General features: G+C 69.2%; 15 protein-coding genes. 10 read left to right on the top strand and 5 right to left on the bottom strand.

The annotated features are described in order from the left end of the window. Window positions 1–135 precede the first annotated feature (135 nt). The 4 genes from pgi (at window position 136) to BR07_RS0103030 (ending at window position 4,270) form a co-directional block, all read left to right on the top strand. On the top strand, window positions 136–1,779 hold the full coding sequence (gene pgi, locus BR07_RS0103015; protein WP_037183970.1) for a glucose-6-phosphate isomerase: 1,644 nt from the start codon (window positions 136–138) through the stop codon (window positions 1,777–1,779). A gap of 165 nt (window positions 1,780–1,944) precedes the next feature. Continuing rightward, on the top strand, window positions 1,945–2,706 hold the full coding sequence (locus tag BR07_RS0103020; protein ID WP_027504164.1) for a crotonase/enoyl-CoA hydratase family protein: 762 nt from the start codon (window positions 1,945–1,947) through the stop codon (window positions 2,704–2,706). Continuing rightward, window positions 2,703–3,983, top strand: coding sequence for a hypothetical protein (locus BR07_RS23085; protein WP_051612972.1), 1,281 nt, complete (start codon window positions 2,703–2,705; stop codon window positions 3,981–3,983). Before BR07_RS0103020 ends, BR07_RS23085 begins: the two co-directional genes overlap by 4 nt. Window positions 3,984–4,024: 41 nt before the next feature. Beyond that, window positions 4,025–4,270 carry a DUF2630 family protein gene (locus tag BR07_RS0103030; protein ID WP_027504165.1) on the top strand — a complete coding sequence of 82 codons (246 nt, stop codon included), beginning with the start codon at window positions 4,025–4,027 and terminating at the stop codon, window positions 4,268–4,270. Here BR07_RS0103030 and BR07_RS0103035 read toward each other — a convergent pair whose 3' ends face one another. Then, window positions 4,271–5,023 carry an SDR family oxidoreductase gene (locus BR07_RS0103035; protein WP_027504166.1) on the bottom strand — a complete coding sequence of 251 codons (753 nt, stop codon included), beginning with the start codon at window positions 5,021–5,023 and terminating at the stop codon, window positions 4,271–4,273. A 47-nt stretch (window positions 5,024–5,070) separates the two neighbouring features. On the opposite strand from BR07_RS0103035, the gene BR07_RS0103040 reads away from it, so the two are divergent. Further along, window positions 5,071–6,510, top strand: a complete 1,440-nt coding sequence (locus BR07_RS0103040) for a dihydrolipoyl dehydrogenase family protein (RefSeq protein ID WP_027504167.1) — start codon at window positions 5,071–5,073, stop codon at window positions 6,508–6,510. Here BR07_RS0103040 and BR07_RS0103045 read toward each other — a convergent pair. Further along, window positions 6,507–7,100: a hypothetical protein gene (locus BR07_RS0103045; protein WP_027504168.1), complete on the bottom strand. Its 594-nt coding sequence runs from the start codon at window positions 7,098–7,100 to the stop codon at window positions 6,507–6,509. The genes BR07_RS0103040 and BR07_RS0103045 overlap by 4 nt on opposite strands. A 41-nt stretch (window positions 7,101–7,141) precedes the next feature. On the opposite strand from BR07_RS0103045, the gene BR07_RS23090 reads away from it, so the two are divergent. Continuing rightward, window positions 7,142–8,710 carry a carboxylesterase/lipase family protein gene (locus tag BR07_RS23090; RefSeq protein ID WP_051612973.1) on the top strand — a complete coding sequence of 523 codons (1,569 nt, stop codon included), beginning with the start codon at window positions 7,142–7,144 and terminating at the stop codon, window positions 8,708–8,710. A gap of 4 nt (window positions 8,711–8,714) precedes the next feature. Here the strand turns inward: BR07_RS23090 and BR07_RS0103055 are convergent, their stop codons facing one another. Both BR07_RS0103055 and cobF read right to left on the bottom strand, forming a co-directional pair. Further along, a complete protein-coding gene (locus tag BR07_RS0103055) occupies window positions 8,715–9,581 on the bottom strand; it encodes an Fpg/Nei family DNA glycosylase (RefSeq protein ID WP_027504169.1) in 867 nt (288 codons plus the stop codon). Between the two features lie 20 nt (window positions 9,582–9,601). Further along, window positions 9,602–10,348, bottom strand: coding sequence for a precorrin-6A synthase (deacetylating) (gene cobF, locus BR07_RS0103060; RefSeq protein ID WP_027504170.1), 747 nt, complete (start codon window positions 10,346–10,348; stop codon window positions 9,602–9,604). Window positions 10,349–10,371: 23 nt separating this feature from the next. Here cobF and BR07_RS0103065 point away from each other — a divergent pair, with 23 nt between their 5' ends. From BR07_RS0103065 to BR07_RS0103075, 3 genes are read left to right on the top strand one after another with little or no spacing between them, the layout of a single operon-like run. Continuing rightward, window positions 10,372–11,169 carry a thymidylate synthase gene (locus tag BR07_RS0103065; protein WP_027504171.1) on the top strand — a complete coding sequence of 266 codons (798 nt, stop codon included), beginning with the start codon at window positions 10,372–10,374 and terminating at the stop codon, window positions 11,167–11,169. Continuing rightward, window positions 11,166–11,645: a dihydrofolate reductase gene (locus tag BR07_RS0103070; protein ID WP_027504172.1), complete on the top strand. Its 480-nt coding sequence runs from the start codon at window positions 11,166–11,168 to the stop codon at window positions 11,643–11,645. Before BR07_RS0103065 ends, BR07_RS0103070 begins: the two co-directional genes overlap by 4 nt. A 40-nt stretch (window positions 11,646–11,685) precedes the next feature. After that, on the top strand, window positions 11,686–12,012 hold the full coding sequence (locus BR07_RS0103075) for a cupin domain-containing protein (protein WP_027504173.1): 327 nt from the start codon (window positions 11,686–11,688) through the stop codon (window positions 12,010–12,012). Between the two features lie 47 nt (window positions 12,013–12,059). Here BR07_RS0103075 and BR07_RS0103080 read toward each other — a convergent pair whose 3' ends face one another. Next, window positions 12,060–13,013: an acyl-ACP desaturase gene (locus tag BR07_RS0103080; RefSeq protein ID WP_027504174.1), complete on the bottom strand. Its 954-nt coding sequence runs from the start codon at window positions 13,011–13,013 to the stop codon at window positions 12,060–12,062. Between the two features lie 321 nt (window positions 13,014–13,334). On the opposite strand from BR07_RS0103080, the gene BR07_RS0103085 reads away from it, so the two are divergent. After that, complete coding sequence (locus tag BR07_RS0103085; RefSeq protein ID WP_307095423.1) at window positions 13,335–14,576, top strand: PucR family transcriptional regulator; 1,242 nt, start codon at window positions 13,335–13,337, stop codon at window positions 14,574–14,576. Window positions 14,577–14,616: the final 40 nt, after the last annotated feature.

The raw sequence follows: 14,616 nt of genomic DNA on the forward strand, positions 1-14,616 counted from the left end.
GTGGTACCGACTGTCTACCCCGTGGGGCGGGACTCGTCACGCACTCCCGCACGGCGATCGCATGTCAGCGGGCAGGCCGGAGGCCGGTCGGCATGTCCCAGCGGCTCGGGTGCCCAGCGATTAGGGTCAGGGCTCATGAGCGCCGACATCACGAGCACCGAAGCCTGGACCGAGCTCGTCACGCATCACGAGGCCGTGGCCGATCGCCACCTCCGTGACTTCTTCGCCGACGATCCGTCGCGTGGGAGCGAGCTGACCGTCACCGCGGGCGACCTGTACATCGACTACAGCAAGCACCGGGTCGAGCGGCAGACGCTCGAACTGCTGCTCGACCTCGCACGCGCAGCGGACGTCACCGGGCGTCGGGACGCCATGTTCGCGGGCGAGCACATCAACACCTCCGAGAACCGGGCCGTGCTGCACACCGCGCTGCGTCTGCCGTCGGACGCGTCACTCGAGGTCGACGGCCAGGACGTGGTGGCCGACGTGCACGAGGTCCTCACGCGGATGGGCGATTTCAGCGATCGAGTGCGATCCGGCGCGTGGACCGGCGCCACCGGTGAGCGGATCCGCACCGTCGTCAACATCGGGATCGGCGGCTCCGACCTGGGTCCGGTGATGGTGTACCAGGCTCTGCGGCACTACGCCGACGCGGGCATCTCGGCGCGCTTCGTCTCGAACGTCGACCCGGCCGATCTCGTCGGCACCCTCGCCGACCTGGACCCGGCGTCGACGCTGTTCATCGTCGCCTCCAAGACCTTCGGCACACTCGAGACGCTGACCAACGCCACGGCCGCCCGGCGATGGCTCACGGCCGCACTCGGTGACGACGCCGTCGCCCAGCACTTCGTCGCGGTGTCCACCAATGCGGAGAAGGTGTCGAACTTCGGCATCGACACCGCGAACATGTTCGGCTTCTGGGACTGGGTCGGCGGCCGCTACTCGGTCGATTCCGCCATCGGTCTGTCGGTGATGCTCGCCGTCGGCCGCGAGGCGTTCGCGGACTTCCTCGAGGGCTTCCACCTGATCGACCAGCACTTCCGCGAGGCGCCGCTCGAGTCCAACGCGCCGATCCTGCTGGGCACGCTGGGCGTCTGGTACTCCAGCTTCTTCGGCGCGCAGTCCCGGGCGGTGCTGCCGTACTCGAACGATCTGAACCGGTTCGCCGCCTACCTGCAGCAGCTCACCATGGAGTCGAACGGCAAGTCGGTGAGGGCCGACGGAACGCCCGTCACGACGGACACCGGCGAGATCTTCTGGGGCGAGCCCGGAACCAACGGCCAGCACGCCTTCTACCAATTGCTGCACCAGGGAACACGACTCGTGCCGGCGGACTTCATCGGCTTCGCCGAGCCGACGGACGATCTTCCCACCGCGGACGGCACGGGCAGCATGCACGACCTGCTCATGAGCAACTACTTCGCCCAGACCAAGGTGTTGGCCTTCGGCAAGACGGCGGAGGAGATCGCCGCCGAGGGCACGGACGCGGACATCGTGCCGCACAAGGTGATGCCGGGAAACCGCCCGTCGACGTCGATCCTCGCGCCGAAACTCACGCCTTCGGTGGTGGGTCAGCTCATCGCCCTCTACGAACATCAGGTCTTCGTCGAGGGCGTCATCTTCGGCATCGACTCGTTCGACCAGTGGGGAGTCGAGCTGGGCAAGACCCAGGCGCAGGAGCTGACGCCGGTGCTGACCGATGCGGACGGCCCGGGCGCGGACCTCGATTCGTCGACGAGTGCGCTGATCGACTGGTACCGCAGCGAACGCGGACGCTGACGTACAGCGAGACCGCGCCGGTCCGTCGGGTCGGGGGTCTGACGGACCGGCACGGTCTCACACACCATGTCGCCGCCACCCGTCCGGGCGTTACACATCGGGCGAACTTTCTTCGGCGGCCTCGTGAACAACCACAACCTGGCGTGGCAGCGGTACGGTCGAACCATGAACGTGCGGATCGAACGCCGAGGTCCGGTGGTCACGGTGATCCTCCACCGACCTGAGGCACGCAATGCCGTGGACGGTCCGACGGCGGCCGCTCTGGTGGAGGCCTTCGAGGAGTTCGACGCGGATCCGACGGCATCGGTCGCGGTGCTGTGGGGAGACGGCGGAACCTTCTGCGCCGGTGCCGACCTCAAGGCACTGGGCACCGAGCGCTCGAACGTGGCGACCGAGCACGGTGACGGGCCGATGGGGCCCACGCGCATGGAACTGTCCAAGCCCGTCATCGCCGCGGTGTCCGGCCACGCGGTCGCCGGCGGTCTCGAACTCGCGCTGTGGTGCGACCTGCGCGTCGCCGACGAGGACGCCGTGTTCGGTGTGTTCTGTCGGCGCTGGGGTGTGCCGCTGATCGACGGCGGAACGGTGCGATTGCCGCGGGCGATCGGTACGTCGCGGGCGATGGACATGATCCTCACCGGGCGTGCCGTCGACGCGCACGAAGCGCTGACGTTCGGACTCGCCAACCGGGTCGTCCCCACGGGCACCTGCCGCGCTGCCGCGGAGGAACTCGCCGCGTCCCTGGCCGAGTTCCCGCAGGCGTGCCTGCGCGGCGACCGACTGTCGGCGCTCGAGCAGGAGGGCCTGGACCACCGCGCGGCGATGGCGAACGAGTTCCGGCACGGTGCCACCTCGCTCGTCGACGCGTTCGACGGTGCACAGAAGTTCGCGTCCGGCGCCGGGCGACACGGAGCACCGCTCGAGTGACTCGCCTCTCCGTCGTCGACGAGATCTTCCTTCGCACACATCGAGGCTTCGGCATACCCGTTGCGATGCAGGGCCTCTGGGTCACCGAGGAGCCCATCACCCCCGGCGCTCTCGACCTGATCGACGCCCGGCTCGCCGAGGGACGTCTGGGTGTGCGGATCGTCAGCTCGCGTCTGCCCGGCGCGCGTCGGCGCTGGGTCCGGGCCTCGGGGCGCCCCGGCGTCCGGTGGACGGAGCCGACCGACGACCCGGTCCGCTGGGCCGAGTCGGGCGCCGACGTCTCGCTCGACCCCGAGTACGGACCGGGCTGGCGTCTGACCGCGGCGCCCTGCGGGAACGGAACCGCCGTCTCGTTGGTGTGCTCCCACGTCATCGCCGACGCACGCGGACTCATCGACGCAGCAGCGGCGGCGCTGTCCGGCGTCCCGGACCCGATCGCCCCGGACGACGGCACCACCGACACCGCCGATGCACTGGCCACACTGTCGACCGTCGTCGGCCGCACCGCCGTGGCCGTCTCCGCGCTCGCCGTCAGTCCCGCCCGGCGCGCCGAACTGATGCAGTACTTGCAGGCGTCGAGGACCGGAACTCCTGCGCCGGCCCGTCCCGACGCGTGGAAAGCGCTGTCCGTGAGCACCGATGTCGAAGCGACGCAGTGGGATCGGGTCGCCGCCGACGGAGCGGGCACTCCGAACGTGGTGTTCCTGTCCGTCGTCGCGGCCGTCGTCGCGACGTTGAGATGTTCGGGCACGTCCGGCGACACCGACGGGTCCGTCCTGCTCGGCGTCCCGATGAAGGTCGAGGCCGGCGGCGCCAACGCGATCTCGGTGACGGCGGTCCGCATCACGGAATCCGACTCACTGGCCGACATCCGTCGACGCGCGAAGACGGCGTACCGAAGCCCGCTGACCGGTCCCGCGGGCTTCCCCGACGAGTTGCTGCACGTGGTCCCCGAACGCGCCGCCGCGCTCCTCGCGCCGTCGACGGGCCGGCGAGATGCTCTGTGCTCCAACATCGGCCCGCTTCCCGAGGCGGTGCGCACCATCGGCGGCCGCCCCGCGGTGCGCGTCGCCGCGCGGGCGATCCACCCGGGACTCCGACACGAGCAGTCCGCCGCGTCGCCGACCATCCTGTCGGCCTATCTCTGCCGCCACGATCACGCCTACACGCTGTCGGTGGTGGTCACCGATCCTGCGGCGGCGCACTCGGTGGAGCAGGTTCGCGACGCGATCGCGACGGCACTCGGGCATCACCACCTCACACCCGACTTCTGGTGAGTACGGTGAACATCACCGACTTCAGAGAGGTGAGTGCGTTCATGAGTGAGACCGACATCTACGCGAAGATCAAGGACCTGGTCGACACCGAGCACGAGTTGCGTTCGCGCACCGAAGCAGGCGAGCTCGATCCGAGCGAGGAGCGGGCGCAGCTCGACCAGCTCGAGAAAGCACTCGACCAGTGCTGGGACCTGCTGCGTCAGCGGCGCGCCAAGAAGGACGCCGGACTCTCCCCCGACGACGCCGAGGCGCAGTCCGTCTCACAGGTCGAGAACTACCTGCAGTAGCTAGACGAGCCCGTCCGTGAGTCGACGAGGGAGCACGCGCAACACGACGTCGATCGCCTTCCAGGTGAGGCCCGGCAGCGCGGAGCGCGTGACCTCCTTCTCGATGGCCGCGACCATCGCGGAGACGCCGTTGTCGAGTGAGGACATCAGTCGACCGGCGTCTCCGGCGCGGGAGGACATGTCGGTGGCGACATATCCGGGCAGAACCGTGGTGACCGCGATGGGTGTGCGGCGGAGTTCGGCGACCAGCGCCTCGCCGAGTGCCGAGACTCCCGCCTTCGATGCGGAGTACACAGCCTTGGATCCGGGTAGTCCGCGATCGGCACTCACCGACGACACGAGGACGAGGTGACCGGCATTCTGCTCACGGAACACCGCCAGCGCTGCCTCGACCTGGGACACCACTCCGACGAAGTTGGTGCGTGCGGTCTCGAGGTTGGCGTCCGCGCGGCCGGTGCCGAGCCTCGCGCCCTTCCCGAGACCGGCGTTCACGATCACGCGGTCGAGCCCGCCGAGTGTCTCCCGCAGCGCGTCGATCCCCGACACCACCGACTCGTGATCCGTCACGTCCATCGCGGTGACCGCCACGGTGATGTCCGGATGCCGGGCGGTGAGCTCGGCGCGCAGAGCCTCGAGCCTGTCCACCCGCCGGGCACACAGCCCCACGTCGCGGCCCATCGCCGCGAACCGCCGCGCCATCTCCTCGCCCAGACCCGAACTGGCCCCGGTGATCACGATCTTCTGTCTCCCCATCGGGCACACACTAGCCACCACGACCCACTCAGAACTCTGGAGGATCAGTGAGCGACAGCAGCACCGACGAGTACGACGTCATCGTGATCGGCGGAGGGCCCGTCGGCGAGAACGCGGCGCAGTACGCGATCGCGGGCAGTGATCGCACTGCCGCCATCGTCGAGCACGAACTGGTGGGCGGTGAGTGCTCGTACTGGGCCTGCATGCCCAGCAAGGCGTTGCTCCTGCCCGCCTCCGTGCTGAACCAGGCCCGAGCGATGCCCGGGGTCCGCGAGATCGTCGGCGACGCGCGACTCGACGTCGACGCGGTGTTCGCCCGCCGCGAGAGCTTCACCCACGGGCTCGACGACTCCTCCCAGGTGTCGTGGGCCGAGGGCGCGAACATCCACGTCGTGCGCGGTCACGGCCGGGTGTCCGGCGAGCGCGAGGTGACAGTGGGCGATCGGGTCCTGCGCGCTCGGCACGCGGTGGTCCTCGCGACCGGCACCACGGCCACGGTGCCGCCGATTCCCGGACTGCGCGAAGCACTTCCGTGGACGTCCCGCGATTCGACCAACCTGCACGAGGTGCCGGAGCGGATCATCGTGATCGGCGGGGGCGTGGTCGCCTGCGAGTCGGCGACATGGTTGCTGGCCCTCGGCGCCGAGGTCACGATGATCGTGCGCGGAACCTCGCTGCTGGCCGGATCGGAGCCGTTCGCCGGGGCGGCGGTGGCCGACGCTCTGACCGCCGCGGGTGCGCGCATCCTGTTCGAGTCGCAGGTCGCCACGGTGTCGCGGCCCGACGCGCAGGACACCGGGTACGGCCACCTCCACGGTGGGCCCGCCTCGGTGACGATCGGCGACGACACACTCGAGGTAGACGAGATCCTGGTCGCCGCCGGCCGACGGCCGGCCACCAAGGACCTGGGACTCGACGCGGTGGGCCTCCCCACCGGGGACTCGATCGCCGTCGACGACCATCTGACGGCGAAGGACGAGTGGCTCTACGCGGTGGGCGACGTCAACGGTCGCGCCCTGCTCACCCACATGGGCAAGTACCAGGGACGCGTGTGCGGCGACGTCATCGCCGCGCGCGCCGACGGTCGATCGATCGACGGCAGCAGGTTCCGGGCGAGTGCCGACCACGGCCAGGTGCCCCAGGTCGTCTTCACCACCCCCGAGGTGGCGTCGGTGGGCCTCACCGAGAAGAAGGCGCGGGCCGCCGGTCTGCCGGTGCGGGTGGTCGAGATGGACATCGCCGTCGCGGGAAGCTCCCTGCGCCAGGACGACTTCGCCGGACACGCGTCGATGGTGATCGACACGTCGAGCGACGTGATCGTCGGATTCACGCTGGTCGGCCAGGGCGTCGCGGAACTCCTGCACGCGGCCACCATCGCGGTGGTCGGCCGCGTCCCGCTGGAGACCCTGTGGCACGCGGTCCCGTCCTACCCGACGATGAGCGAGGTGTGGTTGCGCCTGCTCGAGGCCGCTCGCAGCGGAAGCTAGCCGCGCGGCAGCGGCTGGGCGCGCCGTACGGACAGTGCTGCTCGCTCGGGGTCGAGTGGGACCGGGGAGATCACGACGCCGTGTCCGACTCGCAGCGTGCCCGAGCTGATCGGCGCGGTGCGCAGACCACCGCGTCCTATCAACGCCTTGCGGGTGCCGTCCACCACCATGCTGTCCATCCACGCGCACGGGTGCGCGGGACGCCCCCCACGCAGGAGCACCGGGCCGTCACCGGTGTCGATGACGAAGTCCTCGCCCCGGAGCGGGTCGAGTTCGAGACCACGCACGACGATGTTGCGGCGGGCCACGCTCACGTCCCCGTCCCACGGCTCGTCGTCCGGGTGCAGGGCGTTCGCCTCCGCGACCGCCGTCTCCCACGCCTCGACGGCCAGGAACGTGATCGCCGCCTCGGTGTGCGCCTGGACGCCGAAGAACCGGTCGCCCCGGATGCCCTTCCCGGTCACCACCTCGACGGACGACGGCAGCTGCGTGCGGACGTCGGCGGCGGGCCCGTCCTTGCTGCGACCGAAGTAGGCATGTGACGGAGACACGAGAAGCTGCACGATCTCGATGGGACAGGTGAACGTCATACCCCGAGTGTGCTCACTCGGCTCTCCGTATAGTCGGCCGGATGGGGCAGGGAGACTTTTCGACAGAGATCACCACGAGCGAGGGGCGGGTCCGCGGATTCGTCGCGCGCGGTATCGCGCAGTGGCGGGGCATCCCGTACGCGCAGCCGCCGGTCGGACCGCTGCGGTTGCGGGCACCGCAGCCGCCGACGGCGTGGGAGGGCGTCCGGGACGCCACCCGCTGGGGTGACGCGGCGGTCCAGGACTCGGGCCGCTCCCCCATCGGTCCCATCAAGGGACAGGGCACCAGCGAGGACTGCCTGACGCTGAACGTCAGCGCGCCGGCCACCACGCCCGCCGGCCCCCGCCCCGTTATGGTGTTCATCCACGGCGGCGCCTACACGCTGGGAACGTCGGCCACCTCCATGTACTCGGGCACGTCGCTGGTCCGCCGCGGCGACATCGTCTACGTCTCGCTCAACTACCGGCTCGGCGCCCTCGGATACCTCGACTTCCGACAGTTCTCGACGCCCGACCGGACCTTCGACAGCAATCTCGGGCTGCGGGACCAGGTCGCCGCGCTGCAGTGGGTCCAGCGCAACATCGCCGCATTCGGCGGCGATCCGGACAACGTCACCATCTTCGGCGAATCGGCCGGCGGCAACGCCGTCACCACGTTGACGACCGTGCCCGCCACGAAGGGCCTCTTCCACAAGGCCATCTCGCAGAGCTCGGCGCCGGGCATGGTCGCCACGTCCGACCGTAGCGAGAAGTGGGGACGCGACTTCGTCGAGTTGCTCGGTGCCACTCCGGACACCGCCGCCGACACGCTCGCGGGAGCCGACGTGGCCGACCTGCTGAAGGCGGCTCACCGGCTGGGTTCGAAGAGCCTGAAGGAGACTCCGGGGCTCATTCCGTTCGGCCCCAGCGTCGACGGGGACTACGTGCCGGAGGCGCCGCTCGAGGCGTACCGATCGGGCCGCGCGCATCCCGTCCCGATGATCATCGGCAGCAACGAGCACGAGGGCACCCTGTTCCCCAAGTGGCTCGACGCCCTTCCCACGAATGCCGAGCGCATCGACCGCCTGTTCGCGAACACCGACCCGTCGGCCAGGGATCGCATTCTCGCCGAGTACCCCGGATACCCGAAGGGCCTGTCCGCCATCGACTTCGGCGGCGACATCACCTTCTGGCGACCGTCGCTGGAGATCGCGGACGCGCACACCGAGCACGCGCCCACCTACGTGTACCGCTACGACTACTCACCGCGGTTGTTCGACCTGCTGAAGCTGTACTCGACGCACGGTTCCGAACTGTTCGCCGTGTTCGGCGTCTACCGCGCCCGCGTCGGGAAGTTCTTCGCGATCCTGGGCGACTGGGGCAGCTCGGTGGCTGTCACCGACGAGGTGCAGAAGCAGTGGCTCGCCTTCGCGAGAACCGGTGCGCCCGAAGCGGACTGGACTCAGTACGAGGTGCCCGGGCGCGCCACTCGGATCTTCGACAGCGCGACGCGGATGGAGAACGATCCGCTCGGATCCCGTCGCGCTGCGTGGGAGGGCTTCAGCGGCTACGACACACCGACCGGATCCTCGGCCGGTTCGGAGAACGAGTCGTCGCAGGACTTCCGCTGATCGGCTACTTCACGAGACGGGACAGACGGCGGTCGGCGAGAATCCGGCCGCCGGTCTGGCACGTAGGGCAGTACTGGAACGACCGGTCGACGTAGGAGACCTCGCGAACGGTGTCACCGCAGACCGGGCAGGGCATGCCCGTCCGCGCGTGCACCCGCATACCGGACCGCTTCTCGCCCTTGAGCCGTGCCGCGTCCTGACCCTCGGACCGCGCGACGGCGTCGAGCAGGACCGAGCGCATCGTGGTCCACAGCAGGGTCACCGACTCGGGGGTGAGCGAGGCGGTGGTGGCGAACGGCGAGAGCTTCGCGGTGTGCAGGATCTCGTCGCTGTAGGCATTGCCGATCCCGGCGAGCAGTTGCTGATCCACCAATGCGGTCTTGAGCCGAGAACTCTTGCGGGCGAGTAGTTCCGCGAACTCCGGCTCCGTCACCGCGAGGGCGTCCGGGCCCAGGCGGGCGATGCCGGGCACCTCCTGCGGATCGCGCACGACCCACACGGCGAGCCGCTTGCGCGTCCCCGCCTCGGTGAGGTCGAACGCGGGGGTGAGCCCCTCGGGCGTGAAGAGATGGACGCGGAGTGCGAGCGGCCCCTTGCCCGGCTTGGGCGGCGCCGACGACGGATTGTCCGTCCACCGCAGCCAGCCACCGCGGGACAGATGCGTGACGAGCCAGAGCCCGCCGGCCTCGATGCCGAGGTGCTTGCCCCACCGGGCCGCGCCCGTGACGTCCTTGCCCTGCAGATCGGTGACCGGCGGGTCGAAGGTCTTGAGAACGCTCAACGCGGCCACGTCGATCCGCCCGATCACCGCTCCCAGCGCATGCTCACGGAGGAAGCCCGCGAGAGCCTCGACCTCGGGTAATTCCGGCACACCTCGACCCTAATCGGAAGTCACGGTCGATGGACGAGATAGGTGTCCATCACCCAGCCGGCCTCGGCCCGCAGAGCCGCCCGGCGCGCGACGATCTCGTCCCCGATGTCGTCGACGGGGCCCGCCAGGGTCACCTCGCCGGGCGTGCCCAGGTTCGCACCCCACCACACGTTCCACCCGGGCAGTGACCGGAAGCTGCAGTCCGAGTCGAGCATCACCACGGCCGCCGTGACGCCGTCGGGCAGGCCCTCGTCACGAAGCCGGCGACCGGTGGTGGTGAGGACCGGCTCCCCCACTCGGTTCATCACGATGCGGTGCGCGGCCGCGAGCGCCGACGGACTGGTGACACCCGGGATCACCGAGACCTCGAACGGGCTGTCGAGCACCGCGCGCACCCGCTCCACCACGCGCAACGTGCTGTCGTAGAGCGACGGGTCGCCCCACACCAGCATCGCGCCGACCGACTCGGACGGCTCCGCGTCCACGAGGTCGGCGAGCATCCGGGCGCGGAGGTCGTGCCAGGTGTCGACGGCGTCGTCGTAGTCCGACGGCGCGCGGTCGCGCGGCGGATCGGTGAACTCGACCACGCGATGGTCGGTCGGCACGTGCTCGCGCAGGATGCGGGTGCGGACGTCGACCAACTCCTGCTTCTGCGCGCCCTTGTCGATGACGAAGAAGACGTCGACGGTGTTCATCGCCTTGATCGCCGCGACGGTCACCTGGTCGGGATCCCCCGCGCCGATACCGATCACGTGCATGGTCCTCATCTGCCTGAGCCTAAGGTGTAGCCATGGTCGCGACGCCCTACGAGGATCTGCTCCGCCGCGTGCTCGCGGAGGGCACGCCCAAGTCCGACCGCACCGGGACCGGCACCACCAGCCTGTTCGGCCACCAGATGCGGTTCGATCTGTCCGAGGGATTCCCGCTGGTGACCACCAAGCGCGTGCATCTCAAGTCGATCGTGCACGAGCTGCTGTGGTTCCTAAGAGGCGAGTCCAACGTCGCCTACCTGCGCGAGAACGGCGTCACCATCTGGGACGAGTGGGCCGACGAGAAGGGCGACCTGGGGCCGGTCTACGGAGTGCAGTGGCGCTCGTGGCCCACACCGTCGGGCGACCATATCGATCAGATCTCGCAGGTGATCGACACCATCCGCCGCGACCCCGATTCCCGACGCATGATCGTCTCGGCCTGGAACGTGGCGGAGATCCCCGACATGGCGCTGGCTCCGTGCCACGCCTTCTTCCAGTTCTACGTCGCCGACGGAAAGCTGTCGTGCCAGCTGTACCAGCGCAGCGCCGACATGTTTCTCGGCGTGCCGTTCAACATCGCGAGCTACGCCCTGCTCACGCACATGGTCGCCGCGCAGACCGGCCTCGAGGTGGGCGACTTCGTGTGGACCGGCGGCGACTGCCACATCTACGACAATCACGTCGACCAGGTGCGCGAGCAGTTGACGCGAGACGCGTTCCCCGCCCCCACGCTCCGACTCGCTCCACGTGACTCGATCTTCGCTTACACCTTCGACGACATCGAGATCGTCGACTACCAGCACCATCCCGCGATCAAGGCACCCGTAGCGGTATGACGATCGGGTTGGTGTGGGCGCAGGCGCACGGCGGCGTCATCGGCAAGGACGGCACGATTCCGTGGCGGGTGCCCGAGGACATGGCGCACTTCCGTGAGGTCACGGGATCCAGCCGCGTCGTCATGGGACGGCGTACCTGGGACTCGTTGCCCGCACGGTTCCGCCCTCTGCCGGGCCGGACGAACATCGTGCTCAGCCGTGACGCGTCCTGGTCAGCGGAGGGTGCCGCACGTGCCGCCACGATGGACGAGGCGCTGCTCGGCGGCCACGACACGTGGATCATCGGCGGCGCGGACATCTACCGGCTCGCCCTGCCGCACGCCGATGTCGTCGAGATGACCGAGATCGATCTGGACGTCCCCGGCGGCGACACGGTCGCTCCCGAGGTACCGGCATCGTTCACCCGGACCGAGGGCGCCTGGCAGACGAGCAGCGCATCCGATGTTCGCTATCGATTCGTGCGCTACACGCGCTGATTCGCCGCGCCGGGGCCCGCTGAGCGGGACAATACGACGCATGGACAAGAAATCGCTGACCGCGCTCGCTCGACAACAGCTGAAGCTGGCGAAGACCGCGTCCAGCGGGCGGAGTTCGCACACCGTCTACGGCGGACATCAGCGCAGCCTGCGGCAGACCGTCGTCGGCCTGGCCGCGGGCAACTCGCTGGCCGAGCACGATCTGAACGGGGAGTCCACGGTCCTGGTCCTCAGCGGCCAGTTGCAACTGGTGAGCGGTGAGCGATCCTGGAAAGGTTCCGCGGGCGATCTCCTCGTCGTCCCCGACGCCCGCCACAGTGTGGAGGCCGTCGAGGACGTCGCGTTCCTGCTGACCGTCGCGATGTAGGACGGGCAGGCCGGAGGCCGGTCGATCGAAGACGGTCGTCAGATCTGTCAGACGGCGATGGCTTCGCCGCGTTCGCGGTCGCGGGCCAGTGCTCGGTCGCGTGACTCCTCGAAGCGCACCGCCTGCTTCTCGAGGTCGGCCAGGTAGTCGGCCACCATCTCGCGCAGCTTCTCGCCCTCGGGTCCGAAGTCGGTGCGCTCGAAGATGTCCCACTTGCGCAGCACCGGCATGATGACCTCGTCGAGGTGCTGGCGCAGGTCGTAGATGCCGTACTTCGCGATGAGGACGGCGTTGCGACGGAAGTCCGGCTGGTTGAGCCCCGGCATCTGGAAGTTCATGACGACGTCGGCGATCGCCTTCATCGTCTGGTCCGGCGCGAGCTCGATGGCCGCCGAGCACATGTTGCGGTAGAAGATCATGTGCAGGTTCTCATCGGCCGCGATGCGGGCGAGCAGTGCGTCGGCGATCGGATCGTTGCAGGCCTTGCCGGTGTTGCGGTGCGACACCCGGGTGGCCAGCTCCTGGAACGTCACGTAGGCGACGCCGTGCAGCAGGTTGGCGCCCTCCATCGGCGAGTCGATACCGACCGTCATGTGCTCCATCCGCGCCTGCTCGAGCGCGACGGGATCGACGCTCCGGGTGACGACGAGATAGTCGCGCATCGCGATGCCGTGGCGGTTCTCCTCCGCGGTCCAGCGACCGACCCAGGTTCCCCAGGCCCCGTCCATCGAGAAGTTCTCGGCGAGCCCGCGGTGGTAGGAGGGCAGATTGTCCTCGGTCAGCAGGTTGGTGACCATGGCCGCCTTGGCGACCTTCGACAGCGACGACTGCTCCGGCGACCAGTCCTGGCCGCCCAGCATTGCGAAGTTCTTGCCGTCGCTCCACGGAATGTAGTCGTGGGGGTTCCACGGCTTGGCCAGCGTCAGATGGCGTTCGAGATTGGTTTCCGCTACCGGCTGCAGTTCGCGCAGCAGCTCGATCTGTGACAGCACCTGTGGCATGAGGTTCCCCCGTGACGCGTCGTGTTCCGTCGACCTGGCCGGCCGACGAGAGGTGACGCTAGGACGGGTCCGATCGGGCCACCGCCGCCTTGCGTCGATGTTGGGACGAGTCGCAGGACGGTCCGATTCCGCCTGGCTCGGGTCACAGCGCCGCGAGGAAACGCGGGACGAAACTACACATATGAACTTTTATTGCCCTACAATCTGAACTTGCGCCCCGTTTTTGTGCGAGTGACGAGCCAGTCGACCGTCGACGTGGAGGGAAACCGCCACGTGACACGGAGTGGACGTACGGCTCGCCGACCGGAAGGAACTAGTTACGTGAGTGTCGAGAACACGCAGTCGTCCCAGGCGGCTGCGGTGGAGAAGAGCACCACCGGACTCATGGTGGCAGGCCGCACCGGCGTGCCGCCACGCGACCTCGAGAACGTCGCTCGTCGGACGGTGGGTCAGCCGGCTGCGGCCACCCGCACGTCGACACTCGGCGCGACCCTCCGGGCTGACGTCACGGAACTGACGGTGTCCTGCCTGTCCATGGCCGTCGGCGTCGGCGACGCACCCACCACCTCGGACGAGGACATCGCCGAGCTCGGTGGCCGCGCGGCGCAGTGGGCCCGCGAGGGTGTTCCGCTCCGCGCCGTCCTCGGCGTCTACCACGAGGGCATCCAGATGGGCTGGGACCTGGTGTCCGAGCGCGCGACGGGCAATCTCAAGGCTGTCGCCAAGGCGTTCGTCGCCCTGTCGGAGCGCATCTCGACGGCCGCGTCGGCCAGCTACGTCGACGAACTGCAGGCCGTCGCGAGCGAGCACCACACCGCCGCGCACACCGTCGTCACCGCACTGCTCAGTGGCCACAACGCGCGTTCGGTGGCCCGCCAGTCGGGCATCGAGCTCGCCGACTCGTTCACCGTGCTGGCCGTCTCCATCGCCGCGCATCCCGACGAGTCCAACCCCGCCCTGCCGCGCGCGGTCACCGCCCGTCGCAAGCTGCGCCGCGTGCAGGCCGAGCTGGCCCTCGTGTGCGACCGCTCCCCCCTGTCGATGCTGTCCGCCGAGGGCGGCACCATTCTCGTTCCCGGCGAGCGCGACGACGAATGGGTCGCCACTCTCGTGGAGCGCATGTCCGTCGCCGCCGAGACCGCGGTCACCGCCACGGTCGCCACCAGTTCCGTCAACGACGTGCCGGCCGCCTCGGATCAGGTGCACGAGCTTCTCGACCTCGCCCAGCAGCTTCGTCGACCCGCCGGTGTCTACCGCATGACCGACCTGGTTCTCGAGTACCAGCTCACCCGCCCCGGCCCCGGCCGGGCGTACCTGTCACGCGTTCTCGTCCCGTTGGACAACTCGCCCGAGCTGCTCGAGACCCTCGAGATCCACATCAACCACGACCTCAACCGTCAGCGCTCGGCGCGTCAGCTGCACCTGCACACCAACACGGTCGACTACCGCCTCAAGCGGATCGCGCACCTCACGGGGTTCGATCCCACGCGCCCGTCCGGAATGCGGCACCTGCAGGCCGCACTGGTGGCACGCAAGCTGGAGGCCATCTCGCCCAGCGCCTGACAGACATGTCGACCCGGTAGAGTGCTGAGCGTCAGCCCGG

Source organism: Rhodococcus sp. UNC23MFCrub1.1, assembly GCF_000686025.1.
In the GTDB taxonomy this organism is placed as follows: Bacteria; Actinomycetota; Actinomycetes; order Mycobacteriales; family Mycobacteriaceae; genus Rhodococcoides.